19 protein-coding genes are annotated in these 19,694 nt (G+C 63.6%); 7 read left to right on the top strand and 12 right to left on the bottom strand.

The features are described from left to right. Positions 1–172: 172 nt before the first annotated feature. The 4 genes from AB6804_RS26705 to AB6804_RS26690 all read left to right on the top strand — a co-directional run bounded on the left by AB6804_RS26705 (position 173) and on the right by AB6804_RS26690 (position 4,796). Entirely contained in the window at positions 173–1,345 is a 1,173-nt protein-coding gene (locus tag AB6804_RS26705) for a UbiH/UbiF family hydroxylase (protein ID WP_370889001.1), read from the top strand. A gap of 63 nt (positions 1,346–1,408) precedes the next feature. After that, positions 1,409–2,140, top strand: a complete 732-nt coding sequence (locus AB6804_RS26700) for a DsbC family protein (protein WP_370889000.1) — start codon at positions 1,409–1,411, stop codon at positions 2,138–2,140. 130 nt (positions 2,141–2,270) lie between these two features. Further along, on the top strand, positions 2,271–4,070 hold the full coding sequence (locus AB6804_RS26695; RefSeq protein ID WP_370889026.1) for a M61 family metallopeptidase: 1,800 nt from the start codon (positions 2,271–2,273) through the stop codon (positions 4,068–4,070). 129 nt (positions 4,071–4,199) lie between these two features. Beyond that, on the top strand, positions 4,200–4,796 hold the full coding sequence (locus AB6804_RS26690) for an FMN-dependent NADH-azoreductase (protein WP_035970309.1): 597 nt from the start codon (positions 4,200–4,202) through the stop codon (positions 4,794–4,796). A gap of 73 nt (positions 4,797–4,869) precedes the next feature. On the opposite strand, the gene AB6804_RS26685 is transcribed toward AB6804_RS26690, so the two are convergent. From AB6804_RS26685 to rpe, 8 genes are all read right to left on the bottom strand, one after another. Then, positions 4,870–5,643 (bottom strand): uracil-DNA glycosylase, encoded by a 774-nt coding sequence (locus AB6804_RS26685; protein ID WP_370888999.1) that lies wholly within the window; start codon positions 5,641–5,643, stop codon positions 4,870–4,872. Next, the gene (locus AB6804_RS26680; protein ID WP_370888998.1) at positions 5,640–6,293 is read right to left on the bottom strand and encodes a CYTH domain-containing protein; all 654 of its coding nucleotides are present in this window, start codon (positions 6,291–6,293) and stop codon (positions 5,640–5,642) included. Before AB6804_RS26680 ends, AB6804_RS26685 begins: the two co-directional genes overlap by 4 nt. 11 nt (positions 6,294–6,304) lie before the next feature. Continuing rightward, positions 6,305–7,090 carry an indole-3-glycerol phosphate synthase TrpC gene (gene trpC, locus AB6804_RS26675; RefSeq protein ID WP_244793947.1) on the bottom strand — a complete coding sequence of 262 codons (786 nt, stop codon included), beginning with the start codon at positions 7,088–7,090 and terminating at the stop codon, positions 6,305–6,307. A 12-nt stretch (positions 7,091–7,102) separates the two neighbouring features. After that, positions 7,103–8,134: an anthranilate phosphoribosyltransferase gene (gene trpD / locus AB6804_RS26670; RefSeq protein ID WP_370888997.1), complete on the bottom strand. Its 1,032-nt coding sequence runs from the start codon at positions 8,132–8,134 to the stop codon at positions 7,103–7,105. Then, complete coding sequence (locus AB6804_RS26665) at positions 8,131–8,721, bottom strand: aminodeoxychorismate/anthranilate synthase component II (protein WP_370888996.1); 591 nt, start codon at positions 8,719–8,721, stop codon at positions 8,131–8,133. The genes trpD and AB6804_RS26665 overlap by 4 nt, the downstream gene beginning before the upstream one ends. 12 nt (positions 8,722–8,733) lie before the next feature. Further along, positions 8,734–10,230 (bottom strand): anthranilate synthase component I, encoded by a 1,497-nt coding sequence (trpE, locus tag AB6804_RS26660; RefSeq protein WP_370888995.1) that lies wholly within the window; start codon positions 10,228–10,230, stop codon positions 8,734–8,736. A 397-nt stretch (positions 10,231–10,627) separates the two neighbouring features. Continuing rightward, positions 10,628–11,368 carry a phosphoglycolate phosphatase gene (gene gph, locus AB6804_RS26655; protein ID WP_370888994.1) on the bottom strand — a complete coding sequence of 247 codons (741 nt, stop codon included), beginning with the start codon at positions 11,366–11,368 and terminating at the stop codon, positions 10,628–10,630. Next, positions 11,365–12,054 carry a ribulose-phosphate 3-epimerase gene (rpe, locus tag AB6804_RS26650; RefSeq protein ID WP_370888993.1) on the bottom strand — a complete coding sequence of 230 codons (690 nt, stop codon included), beginning with the start codon at positions 12,052–12,054 and terminating at the stop codon, positions 11,365–11,367. Before rpe ends, gph begins: the two co-directional genes overlap by 4 nt. 286 nt (positions 12,055–12,340) lie before the next feature. Between rpe and apaG the strand changes: the two genes are divergently transcribed. After that, positions 12,341–12,715 carry a Co2+/Mg2+ efflux protein ApaG gene (gene apaG / locus AB6804_RS26645; RefSeq protein ID WP_370889025.1) on the top strand — a complete coding sequence of 125 codons (375 nt, stop codon included), beginning with the start codon at positions 12,341–12,343 and terminating at the stop codon, positions 12,713–12,715. Between the two features lie 111 nt (positions 12,716–12,826). After that, positions 12,827–14,077: a murein transglycosylase A gene (locus tag AB6804_RS26640; protein ID WP_370888992.1), complete on the top strand. Its 1,251-nt coding sequence runs from the start codon at positions 12,827–12,829 to the stop codon at positions 14,075–14,077. Between the two features lie 9 nt (positions 14,078–14,086). Here AB6804_RS26640 and paaK read toward each other — a convergent pair whose 3' ends face one another. From paaK to paaN, 4 genes are all read right to left on the bottom strand, one after another. Continuing rightward, entirely contained in the window at positions 14,087–15,391 is a 1,305-nt protein-coding gene (gene paaK / locus AB6804_RS26635; RefSeq protein WP_370888991.1) for a phenylacetate--CoA ligase PaaK, read from the bottom strand. A gap of 66 nt (positions 15,392–15,457) precedes the next feature. Continuing rightward, positions 15,458–15,844: a hydroxyphenylacetyl-CoA thioesterase PaaI gene (gene paaI / locus AB6804_RS26630; protein ID WP_229754127.1), complete on the bottom strand. Its 387-nt coding sequence runs from the start codon at positions 15,842–15,844 to the stop codon at positions 15,458–15,460. Between the two features lie 58 nt (positions 15,845–15,902). Further along, complete coding sequence (gene paaG, locus AB6804_RS26625; RefSeq protein ID WP_370888990.1) at positions 15,903–16,694, bottom strand: 2-(1,2-epoxy-1,2-dihydrophenyl)acetyl-CoA isomerase PaaG; 792 nt, start codon at positions 16,692–16,694, stop codon at positions 15,903–15,905. Positions 16,695–16,821: 127 nt separating this feature from the next. Beyond that, positions 16,822–18,531: a phenylacetic acid degradation protein PaaN gene (gene paaN / locus AB6804_RS26620; RefSeq protein WP_370888989.1), complete on the bottom strand. Its 1,710-nt coding sequence runs from the start codon at positions 18,529–18,531 to the stop codon at positions 16,822–16,824. Positions 18,532–18,664: 133 nt separating this feature from the next. Here paaN and AB6804_RS26615 point away from each other — a divergent pair, with 133 nt between their 5' ends. Continuing rightward, positions 18,665–19,441, top strand: a complete 777-nt coding sequence (locus AB6804_RS26615) for an enoyl-CoA hydratase (RefSeq protein WP_370888988.1) — start codon at positions 18,665–18,667, stop codon at positions 19,439–19,441. The last annotated feature ends 253 nt before the right edge of the window (positions 19,442–19,694 follow it).

Raw genomic sequence — 19,694 nt, 5'->3', positions numbered from 1 at the left:
TTCGTCGCGCGCATTCGTCAAACGATGCTCGCGAGGCGGCCAGCATTGCGCGCCAGCGCCGGGGCCGCATCCGCAGCCGGGCAAACCGGTATTGTAACGCCGCGCGGCATCAACGTTTCCGCGCCCGGCAAGCGCCAAAACCCCCGCAACCCTCGCGGCTATAATGCCCCACATGACTTCGCATCCCTTGACCTTTCACGCGGTCGTCGTCGGCGGCGGGCTCGTCGGCAAGACGGCTGCACTCGCGCTCGCCCAGTCCGGCCTGCGCACCGCGCTGCTCGCGCCGCAAGCAGCGGGCTTGCCGCCCGGCGCCATCTTCGATTCGCGCATCTACGCGCTGTCGTCCAGTTCGCAGACCTTGCTGGAGCGGCTGCGTGTCTGGCAGGCGCTGGATCGCTCGCGGCTCGGTCCGGTCTTCGATATGCGTGTGTTCGGCGATGCCCACGCGGAGCTGCATTTCTCCGCATTCCAGGCATCGGTGCCGCAGCTCGCGTGGATCGTCGAATCGACGTTGATCGAGCAGGCGCTCGACGCCGCCTTGCGCTTCCAGCCAAGTCTTTCGTGGTTCGAAGCGCGCGCGCAAGGCATGACCGTCGAAGAAGACGCGGCTTTCGTCACGCTTTCAAGCGGCGAGACGTTGCAGACGGATCTGATCGTCGGCGCGGACGGCGCGCATTCATGGGTGCGGGCGCAGATGGGCGCGAAGATGGAGCGCCGCGACTACCGGCAAACGGGCGTCGTCGCCAACTTCAAGGCGGAACGGCCGCACGGTGAAACTGCGTATCAATGGTTCCGCGATACCGAAATCATCGCGCTGTTGCCGCTGCCGGGCGATCACGTGTCGCTCGTCTGGTCGGCGCGCACGCAGCATGCGGACGAACTCGTCGCGCTGGATCCGGCGCAGCTTGCCGTGAAGGTCGAGGAAGCATCGCAACGCACGCTCGGCGCGCTCGAATGCGTGACGCCCGCGCAGGGCTTTCCGCTCGGGCTGCAGACGGTCGACCGGCTGGTTGCGCCGCGCGTCGCGCTCGTCGGGGATGCCGCGCATCTGATTCATCCGCTTTGCGGCCAGGGCATGAACCTCGGCCTGCGCGATGTCGCCGCGCTCGCGGATGTCATCGTGAACAAGGAAGCGTTCCGCGATCTCGGCGATCCGATTCTGCTGCGCCGCTATGAACGCGCGCGCCGCGAAGACATCCAGAAGCTGATGATCGTGACGGACGGCATGCAGCGGCTCTTCTCCGCGCCCGGCACACTGGCCCGCGCGATCCGCAACACAGGTATGGCGTTCGTCGGGGCGCAGCCGCTTGCCAAGCGCTGGCTCGTGTCGGCGGCGCTCGGGTAAGCGGTCAACTCACATACCGCGGGGCGCGCCTGGCGGCGTCGCCCCGCATCTACGGAAAACGGCATGAAAACCACTCTTCGCCTGAGTCTCGCCACGGTCACGACGCTGGCCGTGACGCTCGGCCTCGGCTGTTCGGCGCAGGCCGATCAGACCACCGACAAGCTCAAATCGACGCTCGAATCGCGCATGGGCGATGCGACCATCAAGAGCATCGACAAAACGCCCATTGCAGGGCTGTACGAAGTCAACCTCGGTTCGCAGATCATTTATAGCGATGCAGGCGGCAACTACGTGCTGCTCGGCGATCTAGTCGATACCCGCAACAGCAAGAACCTGACCGAAGCGCGGCTCGCTGAAACCAACAAGATCGATTTCGCGAAGCTGCCGTTCGAAAACGCGGTGAAGGTCGTGAAGGGCAACGGCAGCCGCAAGATCGCCGTGTTCTCGGACCCGAACTGTCCATACTGCAAGCAACTCGAGTCGACGCTGAAATCGATCGATAACGTGACCGTCTACACGTTCCTGTACCCGGTGCTGTCGCCGGATTCCACGGCCAAGTCGAAGTCGATCTGGTGCGCGAAGGATCGCGCGATGAGCTGGGAAGGCTGGATGCTCGACCACAAGGCGCCGGCGACCGCCGCCGCCTGTGACACCACCGCGATCGACAAGAATCTCAAACTCGGCCGCTCGATGAACGTGACCGGCACGCCGACCGTGTTCCTCGCCGATGGCCGCCGTCTGCCGGGCGCGGTGCCTGCGGACCAGCTGGAAAAGGCAATGTCGGCGGTACGCTGAAGCCGGTGTAATCGACGGGAAGGAGGCGCGCGTGCGCCTCCTTTGGTTTTTCGGCCTGCCATTGCGTGCCACTGCGCACGCGCGAATTGCAGCCTAAAAAAAGAACAAGGACTACGCGATGAATTCCCCGATGCAACCGGTGCGCTACAGCATCGTTCCGAAGAACCCGGCCGCGCACATTTTCGAAGTGACGCTCACCGTTGCGGAGCCGGACCCGGCTGGTCAGCGCTTCCTGCTGCCGGTGTGGATTCCCGGCAGCTACATGATCCGCGAATTCGCGCGCAACATCGTGACGCTGCAGGCGTTCAACGCAGCGGGCCGGCGCATCGCGATCGAGAAGATCGACAAACACGCGTGGCAGGCCGCGCCGCACGACGGCCCGATTACGCTGCGCTACGAGGTCTATGCGTGGGACATGTCCGTGCGCGCGGCGCATCTGGACGACACCATCGGCTTCTTCAACGGCACGAGCGTGTTTCTCGCGGTGGAAGGGCAGTCGGCTGCGCCTTGTATCGTGGATATCCAGCCGCCCGCCGGCGGCGCGCATCGCAACTGGCGCGTTGCGACGGCGCTCGGGGAATCGCGCGGAACGAAGCGGTACGGCTTCGGCAGCTACGAGGCGGCGAACTACGACGAACTCGTCGATCACCCCGTCACGCTGGGCGAATTCGCGCTCGGCGGATTCACGGCGCATGGCGTGAAGCATGACATCGTGATCTCGGGACGCGTCATCGGACTGGACATGCAGCGGCTCGCCGTCGATCTGAAGCGCGTCTGCGAAGCGCAAATCGCGCTGTTCGAACCGCGCACGAAGAAAGCGCCGATGGACCGCTACGTGTTCATGACGGTCGCCGTCGCTGACGGTTACGGCGGCCTGGAGCATCGCGCATCGACGGCGCTGATCTGCAATCGCGGCGATCTGCCGGTGCAAGGCCGCCCGGAAATGAGCGACGGGTATCGCACGTATCTCGGTTTGTGCAGCCACGAATACTTCCATACGTGGAACGTGAAGCGCATCAAGCCGGCGGCGTTCGCGCCGTACGACCTGTCGCAGGAGAACTACACGTCGCTGCTGTGGCTCTTCGAAGGTTTCACGTCCTATTACGACGATCTGATGCTCGTGCGCAGCGGGCTCATCAGCGCAAGCGACTACTTCTCGCTGCTCGGCAAGACCATCGGCGGCGTGATGCGCAGCAGCGGGCGATTGAAGCAATCCGTCGCGCAAAGTTCGTTCGATGCGTGGGTCAAGTACTACCGCGCCGACGAAAACGCGCCGAACGCGATCGTCAGCTATTACCAGAAGGGATCGCTGATCGGGCTCGCATTCGATCTCTCGATTCGCGCGCAGACCGGCAACCGGAAATCGCTCGACGACGTGATGCGCCTGCTCTGGCAGCGCTATGGCCGCGATTTCTACCACGGCAAGCCGCGCGGCATCGGCGAGGAAGACGTCGAAGCGCTCTTCGCCGAAGCGACCGGCGCCGATTTGCGCACGCTGTTTCGCGACGGCGTGCGCGGCACTCGCGATCTGCCGCTCGATGCGCTGCTGGAGCCGTTCGGCATCGCGCTTGCGCCCGACATGGCGACCAACGGCACGGCCATCAAGCCGTCGCTCGGCGCGCGTGTGCGGGGCGGGGCGGACTGCACGGTCGCGGTCGTCCACGATGGCGGCGCGGCGCAAAAAGCCGGGCTGTCGGCGGGCGACGTGCTCGTGGCGATCGATGGCTTGCGCGTCACAGGATCGAATCTGGATGCGCTGCTGTCGCGTTATCTGCCGGGCGCGAAGGTCGAAATCCATGCGTTCAGACGCGATGAACTGCGTCGCACGGAGTTGCGGCTCGACGCGCCGGAGATCTCGCGTTACGTGCTGACCGCGATGGACGGGCGCGGTCCTTCGAAGCAATGGCGCGAGCGCTGGCTCCGGGGCTGAACGCGGATTGTTCTACCGGTGCAACGATCCTTCGCGGTCGCGCGGCTTTTTCGCGGATGTCGAAAAACTGAGAATGCTTCCTGACGCGGGCGCTTCCGGTGCCCGAACCCATACAGGAAGGAAGACATCATGACGACGATTCTGCAAATCAACTCCGCTGCTCGTTCGCAAGGCGCTCAGTCGACGCTGCTCGCCGACGAACTAACCGCAAAGCTGCAACAAAGCAATCCGGGCGCGAAGGTCGTCGTCCGCAATCTGCTCGCGGACAACCTGCCGCACCTCGACGATGCGACGCTCGGCGCGTTCTTCACGCCCGCCGACCAGCGCAGTGCCGAGCAGGCGGCGATCGCCGCGAAGAGCGACGCGCTGATCGCGGAGTTGCAAGCAGCGGATATTGTCGTGATCGCTGCGCCGCTGTACAACTTCGGCATTTCGTCGCAACTGAAGGCGTATTTCGACCAGGTCGCGCGTGCGGGCATCACGTTCCGCTACACCGCGAATGGTCCGGAAGGGCTCGTAAAGGGCAAGAAGGTGTTCGTGGTGTCGGCGCGCGGCGGTAAGTATGTCGGCACGCCGCACGACTCGCAGACGCCGTATCTGCAATCGTTCCTCGGCTTCCTCGGCATGACCGACGTGAACTTCATCTACGCGGAAGGCCTGAACATGGGCGCGGATGCGGCTGGCGCGGCGTTGGCGCAAGCGCGCGAAGCAATCGCGGCGCTGTAAGCCGGCGATACGCCGGTGCATGAAAAAACCCGCTGGGTCTCGCGACCGCAGCGGGTTTTTCACGTCGATGCGCTTACTCCGGCAATTGCCAGTCGATCGGCTTCCGTCCGTGCTGCACGAGATACTCGTTCGCCCGCACGAAATGGCCGCATCCCAGAAAGCCGCGATGCGCCGACAGCGGCGACGGATGCGGCGCTTCGAGCACGCAATGCGCCTTCGCCGTTCCCTCGATCAAGCCGCGCTTCGCCTGAGCGTGCGCGCCCCACAGCATAAACACGAGACCGTCGTGCCGAACGGCCATCTCGTGGATGAGCGTATCGGTGCATTGCTCCCAGCCGCGTTTCGCGTGACTGCCGGCCTTGTCGCGCTCGACCGTCAGCGATGTGTTCAGCAAGAGCACGCCTTGCGTGGCCCACGCATCGAGACAGCCGTGCGACGGCGCGGCGAACCCGAGACTCGCGTGAATCTCCTTGAAGATGTTGCGCAGCGACGGCGGCGGGCGCACCGGCGCGGGCACCGAGAACGCGAGGCCGTGAGCCTGCGGCGCGCCCTTGTCCTCGCCGTGATACGGGTCCTGGCCGAGGATGATCACCTTGACGTCTTCGGGCCGCGTCAAGCGCAGCGCGCGGAAGACATCGGCGGGATAGACGGTCTTGCCGGCGGCGCGTTCCGCATTGACGAATTCGCATAACGCCGCATAGCGCGGGCTCTCGATGAACGCCTTCAGATGACGCCGCCAGTCGGCGGGCAGGGCGTCGAACTGACTTTCGAGCGTGGCGAAGCTCGATGCGCCGGACGCCTCGGCCACGCTTTCGGCTTCTGCAAAAAGAGAGGGCTGACGATTCATGCTTCCGCGTCGTTGAGGTTGCTCTCGGGCCGCTCGCGCAGCCGATACCCGCGCTGCGCCTTGCTGACGTCTTCGGGATCCAGTTCCGGAAACGCCCCGCGCAGTTCGGCGGCGAGCGTTTCGAGCGCGCTTGCATCGCCCGATTTCAGCTCGATTTCCAGTTCGCTGATTTCCGAACGACGCGGTTCGCCATCGACGTCCGCGGTGATTTCACCCGAATCGAGCGCGACTTCGATCTGCGATCCCTCGCGCTCGACATCCCACACGATGCGCGTGAAATCGGTGCGAAAGAGCGCGATGAGATTCGGCGCGGCGGCTTGCAGCGCAGCGCGGGCGGCGTTGTCGTCGCAGGCGGCGAGGAGCGCATCGATTTCGAGCGCCTCGCCTTTGACCGGCAGTTCCCATTCGTGCCGGCTATGCATTCCGGCCTTGGCTTCCCCGAGCGTCTTGTAGGTTTGCAGCCATTGTTCCGGCGTGCGGCGCAGACGCAGCGCGGACTTCGCTTTCGCGAGCGTCAGCGACGGCGTGTCGAAGTAGACGTTGCCGAGCTTCATCGGCTTGCCCGCGCCGGTGCGCTCGTCGAAGAAACGCGCGACGTCGTCGTGGGACGACGGCGACAGCGCCAGTTTGATTTCCCGTTCGATACCCACTAGCCGCCCCGTTAGAAGAACATGCGGGCGAGTTCCGCGCCCGGATCGTCGGCGCGCATGAACGCTTCGCCGACGAGGAAGGTATGCACGCGCATCGCGCGCAGCCGCTCGACATCGGCGCGCGACAGGATGCCCGATTCCGTCACGACGATACGATCGTCCGGCACCGATTCGAGCATGCCGATGGTCGTGTCGATGGTTGTCTGGAACGTGCGCAGATTGCGGTTGTTGATGCCGATGAGCGGCGTCTTGAGCGTGAGCGCGTTGCGCAACTCGTCGGCGTCGTGCACTTCGACCAGCACCGCGAGGCCGAGCGAGTGCGCGTAGGCTTCCAGGTCCTGCATCTGCGAAAGCTCGAGCGCGGCGGCGATCAGCAAAATGCAGTCTGCGCCCATCGCGCGCGCTTCGATGACCTGATACGGATCGATGATGAAGTCCTTGCGCAGCACCGGCAGGCTGCACGCGGCGCGCGCTTCCTCGAGATACGCGACGCTGCCCTTGAAGAACTGCACGTCGGTGAGCACGGACAGACACGCGGCGCCGCCTTGCTCATACGAACGGGCGATATCGGCCGGCACGAAATGCTCGCGCAACACACCCTTCGACGGACTCGCCTTCTTCACTTCGGCAATGACCGCGGCCTGATTCGCCGCATGCTTCGCGCGCAACGCGCCGACGAAATCGCGCAAGTCGCGTGCGCTCGCTTCGAGCTTCAACTCTTCGAGCGGCGCGCTTTGTTCGGCGGCGCGGATTTCCTCGCGCTTGACCCCGATGATGCGATCCAGAATGTCACTCATGTCAGCTTCCGTTTAACTTTTGAACTGCTGCGTGAACTTCACGAGCGTCTCGACTTTCTCGCGCGCCGCGCCGCTCGTAATCGCCTCGCGCGCGGCGGCCATGCCGTCGGCGATCGAATCGACGACATTGGCCGCATACAGCGCCGCGCCCGCGTTCATCGTGACGATCTCGCGTGCGACGCCCGCCTTGTTGTTCAGCGCGCCGAGGAGCATCGCCTTCGATTCCTGCGCGTCCTGCACTTTCAGCGTGCGGTTCGACACCATCTGCAGGCCGAAGTCCTCGGGGTGAATCTCGTACTCGGTCACTTCCCCGTGCTTCAGCTCGCCGACCTTCGTCGCCGCGCCGAGCGACACTTCGTCCATGCCGTCCTTGCCGTACACGACGAGCACGTGTTTCGCGCCGAGCCGCTGCATCACGCGAACCTGGATGCCGACGAGGTCCTCATGGAACACGCCCTGGAGCTGATTCGGCGCGCCGGCAGGATTCGTCAGCGGCCCGAGAATGTTGAAGATGGTGCGCACGCCGAGTTCGCGCCGCACGGGCGCGATGTTCTTCATCGCGGGATGATGATTCGGCGCGAACATGAAGCCCATGCCCGTTTCGTGAATCGATGCCGCCACCTGTTCGGGCGTCAGATCGATATTGACGCCGAGCGCTTCGAGCACGTCCGCGCTGCCCGACTTGCTCGATACCCCGCGATTGCCGTGCTTCGCGACCTTCGCGCCAGCTGCAGCCGTGACGAACATCGACGCGGTGCTGATGTTGAAGGTATGCGAGCCGTCGCCGCCGGTGCCGACGATATCGACGAAATTGGAGTTGTCGTCGACTTCGACATGATTCGCGAACTCGCGCATGACGGTCGCCGCCGCCGCGATTTCGCCGATGGTTTCCTTCTTCACGCGCAAGCCGGTGATGATCGCGGCAGCCATCACGGGCGACATCTCGCCGCGCATGATCGTGCGCATCAGATGCAGCATTTCGTCGTGAAAGATCTCGCGATGTTCGATCGTGCGTTGCAGCGCTTCCTGTGCAGTGATGGTCATCGTTTTGCGCCCTTGCCTGCGGTGGTGTTCTTCACGAAGTTTTCGAGCAGGGCGTGACCGTGCTCCGAGAGAATCGATTCGGGATGGAACTGTACGCCTTCCACTTCCAGTTCCTTGTGACGAACACCCATGATCTCGCCGTCCGGCGTCCACGCTGACACTTCCAGACAGTCGGGCAAAGACTCGCGTTCGATCGCGAGCGAGTGATAGCGCGTCACGTTGAAGTGTTTGGGAAGATCGGAGAACACGCCCTTGCAGTCGGTTTCGATCTGGCTCACCTTGCCGTGCATGATGGTTTGCGCGCGCACGACGCGCCCGCCGAATGCCTCGCCGATCGCCTGATGGCCGAGGCACACGCCGAGAATCGGCAGCTTTCCGGAGAATTCGCGCAGGACGTCGAGCGTGATGCCCGCGTGCTGCGGATTGCTCGGCCCCGGCGACAGGCAAATGCGATCGGGTTCGTGCTTAGCGATGTCGTCGAGCGTGATTTCGTCGTTGCGATAGGTGCGCACATCCTCGCCGAGTTCGCCGAAGTACTGGACCAGGTTATAGGTGAACGAGTCGTAGTTGTCGATCATCAGCAGCATGGTCTTGTCTCCTCAGAAGTCGCTGTCGAGGCCGTCTTGCACTTGCTCGGCGGCGCGCAACACGGCGCGCGCCTTGTTTTCCGTCTCTTGCCATTCGGACTCGGGGACCGAATCGGCGACGACGCCCGCAGCCGCCTGCACATACAGATTGCCCTTGTTGATGAGGCCGGTGCGGATCGCAATGGCGAGATCCATCTCGCCGCTGAACGACAGATACCCGACCGCGCCACCATACAGTCCGCGCTTGACGGGCTCGAGCTCGTCGATCAGTTCCATCGCGCGCACCTTCGGCGCGCCGGACAGCGTGCCGGCAGGGAAGGTCGCGCGCAGCACGTCGAAGTTGCTCACGCCGGGCTTCAGCTTCCCTTCGACCGAACTCACGATGTGCTGAACGTGCGAATATTTCTCGATGATCATCTTGTCCGTCACGGCGACCGAACCCGTTTCCGCGATGCGGCCCACGTCGTTGCGCGCGAGGTCGATCAGCATGACGTGTTCGGCGACTTCCTTCGGATCGTTCAGCAATTCAGTGGCGAGTTCGGCGTCGCGCTCGGGCGTGTTGCCGCGCGGGCGGGTGCCGGCGAGCGGGCGTATCGTCACGATGCGGTCCTCGGCGCGCTTTTCCTGACGCACGAGAATTTCGGGCGACGCGCCGACCACGTGCACATCGCCGCCGAAGTTGTAGTAGTACATGTACGGTGACGGATTCAGCGACCGCAGCGCGCGATACAGCGAGAGCGGATTGTCGCGGAACGGCTTGATGAGACGCTGGCCGACCTGCACCTGCATCAGTTCGCCCGCCGCGATGTATTCCTTCGCGCGCCGCACCGCGTTCAGATAATCCTCTTTCGCGAACTCGCGATAGGTTTCCGTGCGCACGCTCGCGGATGTCACCGGCGGCTGCACCGTCGCGCGCAGCCGGCTGCGCAGTTCGCGCAGGCGATGTTTCGCCTTTGCGTAGGCTTCGGGCTTCGTCGGATCGGCGTAGACGATGAGATAGAGCTTGCCCGCGAGGTTGTCGATGACCGCGACTTCCTCCGTCAGCAGCAACTGGATGTCGGGCAGGCCAAGATCGTCGCGCGGCGCCGTGTTCGCCAGCTTCTTCTCGATGTAGCGCACCGCGTCATAGCCGAAGTAGCCGGCCAGACCGCCGCAGAAACGCGGCAAGCCCGGACGCAGCGCCACTTTGAAGCGCTTCTGAAAGCGCTCGATGAACGCGAGGGGATCGCCTTCGTCGGTTTCCGTCACGGCGCCGTCGGTGACGACTTCGGACACGCCGTTCTGCACGCGCACCATCGTGCGCGCCGGCAGGCCGATGAACGAATAACGTCCGAAGCGCTCGCCGCCCACCACCGATTCGAGCAGGAACGAGTTCGCGCCGTTGCGTTCCGGCTGCGCCAGCTTCAAGTAGAGCGACAACGGGGTTTCGAGGTCGGCGAGCGCTTCGGCGATCAGCGGAATGCGGTTGTAGCCTTCATTCGCCAGCGATTGGAATTCGAGTTCGGTCATGTTGCGATCCTTGATCGACGCGCGCCTTCATATGGGGATGCGGCGTCGGGAAGAACTGGGGCGCTGCGGTAGGCTTGTTTCTCGCGTTGTCGGCATATGCGTCCGAGCCGCGCGGATGCGGTTCAGACGACGATCGGACCTTTCGCGGCAGCGCGCGGCCTGCGTCGGATGTGACGCATGCCAACGCATGCCAGGAAACGGCTCGATGGACGAATCAACGGAAACGGCGCGGGAATGCGCAGCGAAACAAAAAACGGATGCTGAAGCGAGTGCAGTAAGACGCGACATGGCTTCAGCGTACCTCGGGTGAGGTTAGCGCGACCAGCGACGCCAGGGCCAGGCTCCCCGGTCGATGCTGCTCAGACTCCGTTTTCTGTTGAGAAACATGAAAGATGGACTATTCAGTCAGAGTGGTGTCGGGCGGCGCCAGTGTCGCGGCGATCGCCATGGCTGCGGTGCGCAGCGTGGAAACTATACCATCGGATTTCACCGATTGCACTGCTTTCCCGTGGTTATAGCCATAGGGCACGGTAAGCGTCGCCATGCCGGCTGCGCGGCCCGCGAGCGCATCGTTCTCCGAATCGCCGACCGCGACGGTTTCGCGCGGCAGAACGTCCAGGCGTTCGCAAGCGGTGAGCATCGGCAGCGGATCGGGCTTCTTCAGCGCGACGGAATCGCCGCCGAGAACGACCTTGAAATACTGCGCCACGCCAAAGTGCGACAGCAGTTCCACCGCGAACCGATGTGGCTTGTTAGTCACGCACGCGAGCGCGATGCCGAGTTCGCGCATCGCTTCGAGGCCTTCCTTGACTTCGGGGAAGAGCGTCGAATGCTTGCCGTTGATCTTGGCGTATTCGCTTTGATAGGTGGCGAGGGCGTCGTCGAATTGCGCGGTGGCTTGCGGGTGCGGCAGACGGGCGGCCAGCACGCTGCGGATCAGGTTTTCCGAGCCTTTGCCGATGTAACCCACGACTTCATCGCGGGTGACGGGCGGTTCGACGCCGATGCGCGCGAGCATGCCGTTGAGGGCGGCGACGAAGTCGTCGGCGGTATCGACCATGGTGCCGTCCAGGTCGATGATGGCCGCGCGAATCGGCCGGTTCGAAAAGGCGGGCAACGCCGCCGCGCTATCGCTCATTGCTGCGCTCCCGAGTTCGCCAGTTCCACACGCATCGCGTCGATCACCTGCTTATAGTCAGGCTTGCCGAAGATGGCCGAGCCCGCGACGAATGTGTCCGCGCCGGCCGCCGCGATTTCCGCGATGTTGTCCACTTTCACGCCGCCGTCGATTTCCAGATGGATGTGGCGGCCCGTACGTTCGCGGTAAGCGTCGATGCGCGCACGTGCTTCGCGCAGTTTGTGGAGCGCCTCGGGGATGAACGACTGCCCGCCGAAACCCGGATTGACCGACATGATCAGGATGAGATCGAGCCGGTCCATCACGTGATCGAGATAATTCAGCGGCGTCGCCGGGTTGAACACGAGGCCCGCCTTGCAGCCGTGATCGCGGATCAGCGACAGCGTACGGTCGATGTGTTCCGAACCCTCCGGATGAAAGCTGATTACATTGGCGCCCGCTTTCGCGAAATCGGGCACGATGCGATCGACGGGCCGCACCATCAGATGCACGTCGATGGGCACGTCCACGTGCGGACGGATGGCCTCGCACACCATCGGGCCGATGGTGAGGTTCGGCACGTAATGGTTGTCCATCACGTCGAAGTGGATCCAGTCGGCTCCGGCGGCGACGACGTTGCGGACTTCCTCGCCGAGCCGGGAAAAATCGGCGGAAAGGATGCTGGGAGCGATGTGAAATTGCGCCATGAGCGTATCTGATGTGAGGCCAGAATGCATGAAAGCCTGATGGCTCGCGGGCCAGCAGGCGCGAAGGCCGGCCAGCGTGCGGCCCCGGGTCCGAAGCCGTGATTCTAACTCGCGATTTTCCCGGCGTAAGTCAGCCGAATGGCCAGATGAACGCTGTCCGATGCACCCAGCGCTCCGGATTCCGTGTTGCGGGCACGGGCTGCATCAAGCAGAATGCGTGACCAATAGCGGCACACCCGCTCGCTGTCTACCGGCAGCGAAGCGACGAATTGAACTTGGAACGATGATGAGCCAGTACGAATTCAGCGTGTCCGTCGAGACGCGATATCTGCCCGAACAGTCCGATCCGGACAGCCGCCAATACGCCTTTGCCTACACGCTGACGATCCGCAATACCGGCGAGGTCGCGGCTCAGCTCATCGCGCGTCACTGGATCATCACCGACAGCGACAACCACGTGCAGGAAGTGAAGGGGCTTGGCGTAGTCGGTCAGCAGCCGCTCCTGCCGCCCGGCGAGCGATTCGAATATACGAGTTGGGCGGTGATCGGCACGCCGGTCGGCACGATGCGCGGCGAATACTTCTGCGTCGCGGAGGACGGCGAGCGCTTCGAGGCGCCGATCGCCGAATTCGCGCTGCATATGCCGCGCACGCTGCATTGAAGGAACGATGGCAGCGGGCAGCGGGCAGCGGGCAGCGGAGCTTAACGGCGCTTGGCCGCGTCGTTCGCGCGGTTCTGGTGTTTCTTCTTGCCCGATGCCGTCCACGCGACGATGAAAATCAGCAAGCCGAGCGCCACGAGCGCCTCGAGCGCAAAAATCAGCATTGGATATTCGTCGAACAGATCAGACATGGCGGTTCCCATCAAGAACGAGCATTGTATGCGCAGTATCGTGCGAAGCGCGGCACGTGGAGCGGCCTGGGCCGCGTCGATGGCAGCGGCTGTCCTGCTCGCCTCGTGCGGCGGCGGCGGCGGCGGTTATGTGAAGCCGGGGCCGAGCACGGCCGGCGGCACGCCGATCACGACCGGGCAGCGCGCGTCATCGCGGCTTACGGCGGTGAGTTGGCAGCAGGTTCCCGGCTGGAACGACGATTCGCTGATTGGCGCAACCGCCGCGCTGCGTCAGAACTGCAGCCGGCTCGCGCGTCAGGCGAACTGGCAGAAGGCGTGCGCGGCGGCCCAGCGGCTGGACGACCTGGACATGTCGGAGGCGCGCAGTTTCTTCGAGACGTATTTCACGCCGTTCCAGCTAGCCAATACTGACGGCACGCTCGACGGCCTCGTGACCGGCTACTACGAACCGCTGCTGCGCGGTTCGCGCATGAGGCGCGGTGCGTATCAGTATGCGTTGTACCGATGGCCGTATCGTTATAAGCCCGGCGCCGCGTTGCCTGCGCGCGCCCAGCTCGAACGCTCCGGCGTGCTGAACGGCAACGAACTGGTCTGGGTCGACGATCCAATCGAAGCTTTCTTCCTGCAGGTGCAGGGCTCGGGGCGCGTCGTCATGGAAGACGGCAGCGTGATGCGTGTGGGTTTCGGCGGGACCAACAATCAGCCGTATCGGTCGATCGGCAAGGAGTTGCTCGATCGCGGCGAACTGACGCCCGCGCAAGCGACGATGCAAGGCATCAAGGCGTGGGCGAAGGCCAACCCGGCGCGCGTCGATGCGCTGCTCGACGTCAATCCGCGCTTCGTGTTTTTCCGCGAGATGCCTGCCGCCACGGCGCTGACGACGAGTCTTGGCGACGGTCCCGTCGGCGCGCTCGGCGTGCCGCTGACGCCCGAACGTTCGATCGCGGTCGATCCTTCCGCGATTCCGCTCGGCACGCCCGTGTTCCTTCAGACGACGCGTCCGCTCAGCAACCAGCCGATGAACCGGCTGGTGTTCGCTCAGGATACCGGCTCTGCGATCAAGGGCGGCGTGCGCGCCGATTATTTCTGGGGCCTCGGCGACGATGCCGGCGACCTCGCGGGACGCATGAAGCAGGGCGGCCGGATGTGGCTGCTGATGCCTAACTCGTGATCGTGTGGCTTAAGGCTTCTGGCCGCGCTTGTCCACCACGCGCCGTGCTTTGCCGACAGAACGTTCGATACCGTTCACCGGCAGCACGTTCACCACGGCGCTCACGCCGATCAGCGCCTTGATGTCGTAGGCAAGCGCAGTCCTTGCGCTGTCCAGCGCCGCGACGTCGGGCGCCGATTCGGGACATGGCTCGCAATTGAGTGTGAATACGTCGAGCGGGCCGTCCTTCGTCAGCACGATCTGATAATGCGGCGCGAGCACCGGCCGCTTCAGCAAGAGTTCCTCGATCTGCGTCGGGAAGACGTTGACCCCGCGCACGATCATCATGTCGTCCGAGCGGCCGGTGATCTTTTCCATGCGGCGCATCGTCCGCGCGGTGCCCGGCAGGAGTCGCGTGAGATCTCGCGTGCGATAGCGGATGACCGGCAGCGCTTCCTTCGTGAGCGACGTGAACACCAGCTCGCCGAATTCGCCGTCCGGCAGCACTTCGCCGGTGTCGGGATCGATGATCTCGGGATAGAAGTGATCCTCCCAGATCGTCGGGCCGTCCTTCGTTTCGGCGCACTCGGACGCCACGCCCGGCCCCATCACTTCGGATAGACCGTAGATGTCGACGGCATCGATGCCCATGCGCTGCTCGATTGCATGGCGCATGTCGTTCGTCCACGGCTCCGCGCCGAAGATGCCGATGCGCAGCGAACAGCTCGCCGGCTCGATGCCTTGCCGCTCCAGCTCGTCAGCGATGGAGAGCATATAGCTCGGCGTCACCATGATGATGTCGGGCCGGAAGTCCTGAATCAGTTGAACTTGCTTCTCGGTCTGACCGCCGCCGAAAGGAATCACGGTCAGCCCCGCGCGCTCGGCGCCATAGTGCGCACCGAGCCCGCCGGTGAAAAGGCCGTAGCCGTAGCTCACGTGCACCTTGTCGCCGCGACGCGCGCCCGCCGCGCGAATCGAACGGGCGACGAGATCCGCCCAGGTGTCGATGTCCTTCGCCGTATAGCCGACGACGGTAGGCTTGCCCGTCGTGCCGGACGAAGCGTGGATGCGCGCGACGCGCTCTTGCGGCACGGCGAACATGCCGAACGGATAGTTGTCGCGCAGGTCCTTTTTCGTCGTGAAGGGAAAGCGCGCGAGGTCCGCAAGCGATTGCACGTCGTCGGGATGCACGCCCGCTTCATCGAACTTGCGGCGATACACAGGCGAATTGTCATAGGCGTGTCTGAGCGTCCATTTCAGACGCTGCAACTGAAGCGCGACGAGTTCGTCGCGGCTCGCCTTCTCGATCGCTTCGAGCGGCAACGGTGTAGTCATCGATGTCTCCTTCATGCTCGCTATGCGGCGCGGTCGTTGCCGCGGCCGGCTGATCGATCGGTTCGGTCAAGTGGGAATCACGGTGCCCTTGATCTGGGCCGACTTGCCGCGAAACATCGCGACGGCTTCGCCTTCGCGATTCGTGACGCGGATATCGTAGATGCCGGTGCGCCCGCTCAATGTCTGCTCCACCGCCTCAGCGGTCAGGCGATCGCCGCCGTGCACGGGGCGCAGGAATTCGATCGAACATCCCGCCGCCACCGTGCTGACGTTATAGGAGTTGCACGCGAAAGCGAATGCCGAATCCGCAAGCGTAAACATCAGGCCGCCGTGGCAAATTGCGTGGCCATTGAGAAAGTCCGGGCGCACGTTCATCTGAAGCCGCGCATAGCCGGGCCGCACTTCGACTAGCTCGATGCCCAGCGCGCGCGAGCAGGCATCCGCTTCATACATGGCTTTTGCCGTGGCTTCGGCGAGTTGTTGAGGCGTCACGCAAGTCTCCCTGATGGATTCAAAGGCCTTCGAAGCGCGGGGCGCGCTTTTCCTTGAATGCGGCGACGCCTTCGATGTAGTCGGGCGATGCGCCGAGTTCGCGCTGCACGTCGCGTTCGAGGTCGAGTTGCGCGTCGAATGAGTTGGTCGCGCTCGCACGCATGGCCTGCTTGATCGCGGCAATTGCGCGCGCGGGCTGCTGGGCGAGTTGTGCGGCCAGTTGCGCGGCGGCGCGCTGCAGTTCCGCATCGTCCACGACGCGCCACACGATGCCCCACGCTTCGGCCTTCTCCGCGCCGAGCTTTTCGCCGGTCAGCGCAAGCCCCAGCGCACGCGCTTCACCGACGCGGCGCGGCAAGAGCCACGTTCCGCCCGAATCCGGCACGAGGCCGATCTTCACGAACGCCTGGATGAAGCTCGCCGAACGTGCCGCGAGGACGAGATCGCAGGCCATCGCCAGGTTCGCGCCCGCGCCTGCAGCCGTGCCGTTGACCGCAGCGATGACAGGCAGCGGCATCGCTTGAAGGCGGCGCACGAGCGGATTGAAGTGAGCGTCGATCAGTTCGCCGAGGTCGGACATCGAACCCGGCGTGAATTCGAGATCGGCAAGGTCCTGCCCGGCGCAAAACGCGCGCCCCGCGCCGGTCAGGACGATCGCGCGCGCGTTCTCCGCCTCGGCCCGGTCGAGCGCCTGGCTCAATTGGCCGTGCATCTCGCGTGTAAAGCTGTTCAGCTTGTCAGGACGATTCAGCGTGATAGTCGCGACGCGCGTATCGCTATCGATTTGAAACAGAACGGACTGCTCGGACATGGCATCTCCTCTGACACGGGTCGCGTTTGAGTTCGTCACATGCGGATACTAGGCGCGCGGCCCGATGCTTTCCATTCGGCCGAAAGGCATAAGCCGATTGCACGACTTCGCCTTTCCGTCGTTTTGCTTATGCCGTTTGGCCGGCTTCCGCAGGCGCTGCCTTGGGCGCAACATGCACTCGACTCTGAACGACCCGGAAGCGGTTTGCGACGAAGGCGGCATCGGCGAGAGCGGCATTTGCGGCCGGGTTTGCGCCGGTGCCGTGGAAGTCGGAGAACGCTGCGGATTGATTGACGAAGACGCCGCCCGTCAGATTGATCGAGAGCGCGACGCCACCGCGTATCGCGGCTTCATGGGCAGCGTCGATCACGGCGTCGTCCGTGCTGTAGACCGACAGTGTGAGCGCGCCGTGCTCCTGCGCGATGGAGCCGGCGAGGTCGAGCGATTGCGTGGTGGAATCGGTGGCAATCACGAACGCTATAGGTCCGAACCATTCTCTCGTGAACGTGGTTTCGTGATCGCGTGCGTCGAGCTTGAGCAGCAGTGGCGTGTGAACTTGCGCTTCCGGGAAGGCGGGATGCGTGAGCGTCCGGCTATCGAGCAGCACGTCTCCGAGCGCGCGTGCTTCAGCGATTCGCGCCACGATGCCTTGATTCTGGATCGCGCCGGTCAGTTCGACGGCGCGCGCGGCATCGGAAGTCAGCTTTTCTACGGCGCCGGCGAGTGCCTTCGCGACTTCGTCGAAGCTGAGTTGCGCGTCGGCAGTGCGGATGCCGTCGCGTGGCACATAGATGTTTTGCGGCGCGGTACACATCTGGCCGGAGTACAGCGCGAGCGAGAACGCGATGTTGCGCGCGGCGGCTTTCAGGTCGTCGACGGAATCGATGACGATCTGATTCACGCCCGCTTTCTCTGTGAAGACCTGCGCCTGGTGCGCGTTGCGCTCGAGCCAGGTGCCGTTCTGCGTGCTGCCGGTGAAATCGATGAGCTTGATTTCGGGACGCACGGCGAGTTGCTGGACGAGCGGGCCGTCATTCGGCTCGGTGGCGAGCAGCGTGACGACGTTCGGATCGAAGCCGGCTTCGCGCAGGACGTCGCGAGCGATGCGTACGGTGATCGCCAGCGGCAAGATCGCGCCGGGATGCGGCTTTACGATGACGGTGTTGCCCGTGGCGAGGTCGGCGAAAAGGCCGGGATAACCGTTCCACGTCGGGAACGTGCAGCAGCCCAGCACGAGACCGGCGCCGCGCGGGACGATGCTATAGCGCTTCTGCATCGCGAGCGGCGGGTTCTTGCCTTGCGGCTTTTCCCAATGCGCTTCGGCCGGAATGCGGCGCAGTTGGTCCCACGCGTAGACGACTGCCTCCAGCGCGCGGTCTTGCGCGTGCGGACCGCCAGCTTGAAAGGCCATCATGAACGCCTGGCCGGTCGTGTGCATCACGCTGTAGCCGATCTCGAAGCTGGCGCGATTCAGCCGTGAAAGAATCTCGAGGCTGACCCCCACCCATGCTTGCGGACCGGCGGCGCGCCACTGCTTCTGAGCCTGAAGCGACGCTTGGATGAGGGTGTCGGGATCGGCCTTCGGATACTTGATGTCGAGCGCAACCGCGAACGGCGACCGCTCCGCGCCAACTGTTTCGCCCGTCGATGGTTGATCGAGATCGAAGGTCTTGCCCAGATGCGCCTTGAATGCCGCTTCGCCGTCCTCGCTGGCCGTTTCCCCGTACACTTTGGGACTCGGCATTTCGGCAAACGGGCTCCAGTAGCCTCGCGTTTCGATGGCGGAGAGCGCTTTGTCTAGCATTGCTTCATGCTTCGTGAACAGGAAATGTGTCATGGTCGGAAGAGGGATTGATGAGCGGCTGGTCGATTAATTAACCGACCGGTTGGTTGGTGATGGTAGCATTATCGAGATGATGTACAAGAAGGTCCTTCATTAGGACTTACCAGAGGATCGCCAGGAGAAGCGAATGACTTACGAGAACGTGCTGGTAGACACACGCGGACGAGTCGGACTGATCACGCTGAATCGCCCGAAGGCGCTGAACGCGCTCAACGACGCGCTGATGGATGAGCTCGGATCGGCGCTGAAAGCCTTCGACGCTGACGAGAATATCGGCGCGATCGTGCTGACCGGCAGTGAGAAGGCATTCGCTGCGGGCGCGGACATCGGCATGATGGCCGGCTACTCCTATATGGACGTCTACAAGAACGACTACATCACGCGCAACTGGGAGACCATCCGCTCGATCCGCAAGCCGGTCATCGCAGCGGTGGCGGGTTTCGCGCTTGGCGGCGGCTGCGAGCTGGCAATGATGTGCGACATCGTCATTGCCGCCGACACCGCGAAGTTCGGACAGCCGGAAATCAAACTCGGCGTGATTCCGGGCGCGGGCGGCACGCAACGCTTGCCTCGCGCGGTATCGAAGGCGAAGGCGATGGACATGTGTCTGACCGCCCGCATGATGGATGCGGCAGAAGCAGAGCGCGCCGGACTGGTGTCGCGTATCGTTGCCGCCGATCGTTTGCTCGACGAGGCGGTGGAGGCGGGGACGATCATCGCCGGCTTCTCGCTGCCCGCAGTCATGATGGCGAAAGAGGCAGTCAATCGCGCATACGAAACGACGCTGGCGGAAGGCGTCCATTTTGAGCGGCGTCTATTCCATTCGCTGTTCGGAACGGAAGATCAGAAAGAAGGCATGACGGCGTTTGTGGAGAAGCGAAAGCCGGTTTTCAAACACCGATAGAAAACCCTTGCATATTGCGTTCGGGCTAACTAGAATTCCGTTCCTTCGCGATTCACTGAACGCGAAGGAAGCAGGAGTAAGCGGTTCGGAGGGGTGCTGGAGATGGGCGGTAATACATTCTCTCAAGCGCAGTCAGCAAGTAAAGCGGTTCAAAAACTTGTTGACAGACTTCGAAGCGATGTTCATAATCTCGTTTCTCTGCTGCTGATGCAGCGACGCAAGACGAAGCAAGACGGTCTTAGCGGAAATGTTC

The sequence above is a fragment of the Caballeronia sp. RCC_10 genome, assembly GCF_041360715.1.
In the GTDB taxonomy this organism is placed as follows: Bacteria; Pseudomonadota; Gammaproteobacteria; order Burkholderiales; family Burkholderiaceae; genus Caballeronia; species Caballeronia grimmiae.
Note: the sequence above shows the minus strand (reverse complement) of the source record. Positions and strands in the feature narration are given on the sequence as shown.

Coding starts and splice junctions, on each gene's coding strand:
- AB6804_RS26705 (WP_370889001.1), top strand. CDS start 173: ATGACTTCGCATCCCTTGACCTTTCACGCGGTCGTCGTCGGCGGCGGG.
- AB6804_RS26700 (WP_370889000.1), top strand. CDS start 1,409: ATGAAAACCACTCTTCGCCTGAGTCTCGCCACGGTCACGACGCTGGCC.
- AB6804_RS26695 (WP_370889026.1), top strand. CDS start 2,271: ATGCAACCGGTGCGCTACAGCATCGTTCCGAAGAACCCGGCCGCGCAC.
- AB6804_RS26690 (WP_035970309.1), top strand. CDS start 4,200: ATGACGACGATTCTGCAAATCAACTCCGCTGCTCGTTCGCAAGGCGCT.
- AB6804_RS26685 (WP_370888999.1), bottom strand. CDS start 5,643: ATGAATCGTCAGCCCTCTCTTTTTGCAGAAGCCGAAAGCGTGGCCGAG.
- trpC (WP_244793947.1), bottom strand. CDS start 7,090: ATGAGTGACATTCTGGATCGCATCATCGGGGTCAAGCGCGAGGAAATC.
- trpD (WP_370888997.1), bottom strand. CDS start 8,134: ATGACCATCACTGCACAGGAAGCGCTGCAACGCACGATCGAACATCGC.
- AB6804_RS26665 (WP_370888996.1), bottom strand. CDS start 8,721: ATGCTGCTGATGATCGACAACTACGACTCGTTCACCTATAACCTGGTC.
- trpE (WP_370888995.1), bottom strand. CDS start 10,230: ATGACCGAACTCGAATTCCAATCGCTGGCGAATGAAGGCTACAACCGC.
- gph (WP_370888994.1), bottom strand. CDS start 11,368: ATGAGCGATAGCGCGGCGGCGTTGCCCGCCTTTTCGAACCGGCCGATT.
- rpe (WP_370888993.1), bottom strand. CDS start 12,054: ATGGCGCAATTTCACATCGCTCCCAGCATCCTTTCCGCCGATTTTTCC.
- apaG (WP_370889025.1), top strand. CDS start 12,341: ATGAGCCAGTACGAATTCAGCGTGTCCGTCGAGACGCGATATCTGCCC.
- AB6804_RS26640 (WP_370888992.1), top strand. CDS start 12,827: ATGAAAATCAGCAAGCCGAGCGCCACGAGCGCCTCGAGCGCAAAAATC.
- paaK (WP_370888991.1), bottom strand. CDS start 15,391: ATGACTACACCGTTGCCGCTCGAAGCGATCGAGAAGGCGAGCCGCGAC.
- paaI (WP_229754127.1), bottom strand. CDS start 15,844: ATGTATGAAGCGGATGCCTGCTCGCGCGCGCTGGGCATCGAGCTAGTC.
- paaG (WP_370888990.1), bottom strand. CDS start 16,694: ATGTCCGAGCAGTCCGTTCTGTTTCAAATCGATAGCGATACGCGCGTC.
- paaN (WP_370888989.1), bottom strand. CDS start 18,531: ATGACACATTTCCTGTTCACGAAGCATGAAGCAATGCTAGACAAAGCG.
- AB6804_RS26615 (WP_370888988.1), top strand. CDS start 18,665: ATGACTTACGAGAACGTGCTGGTAGACACACGCGGACGAGTCGGACTG.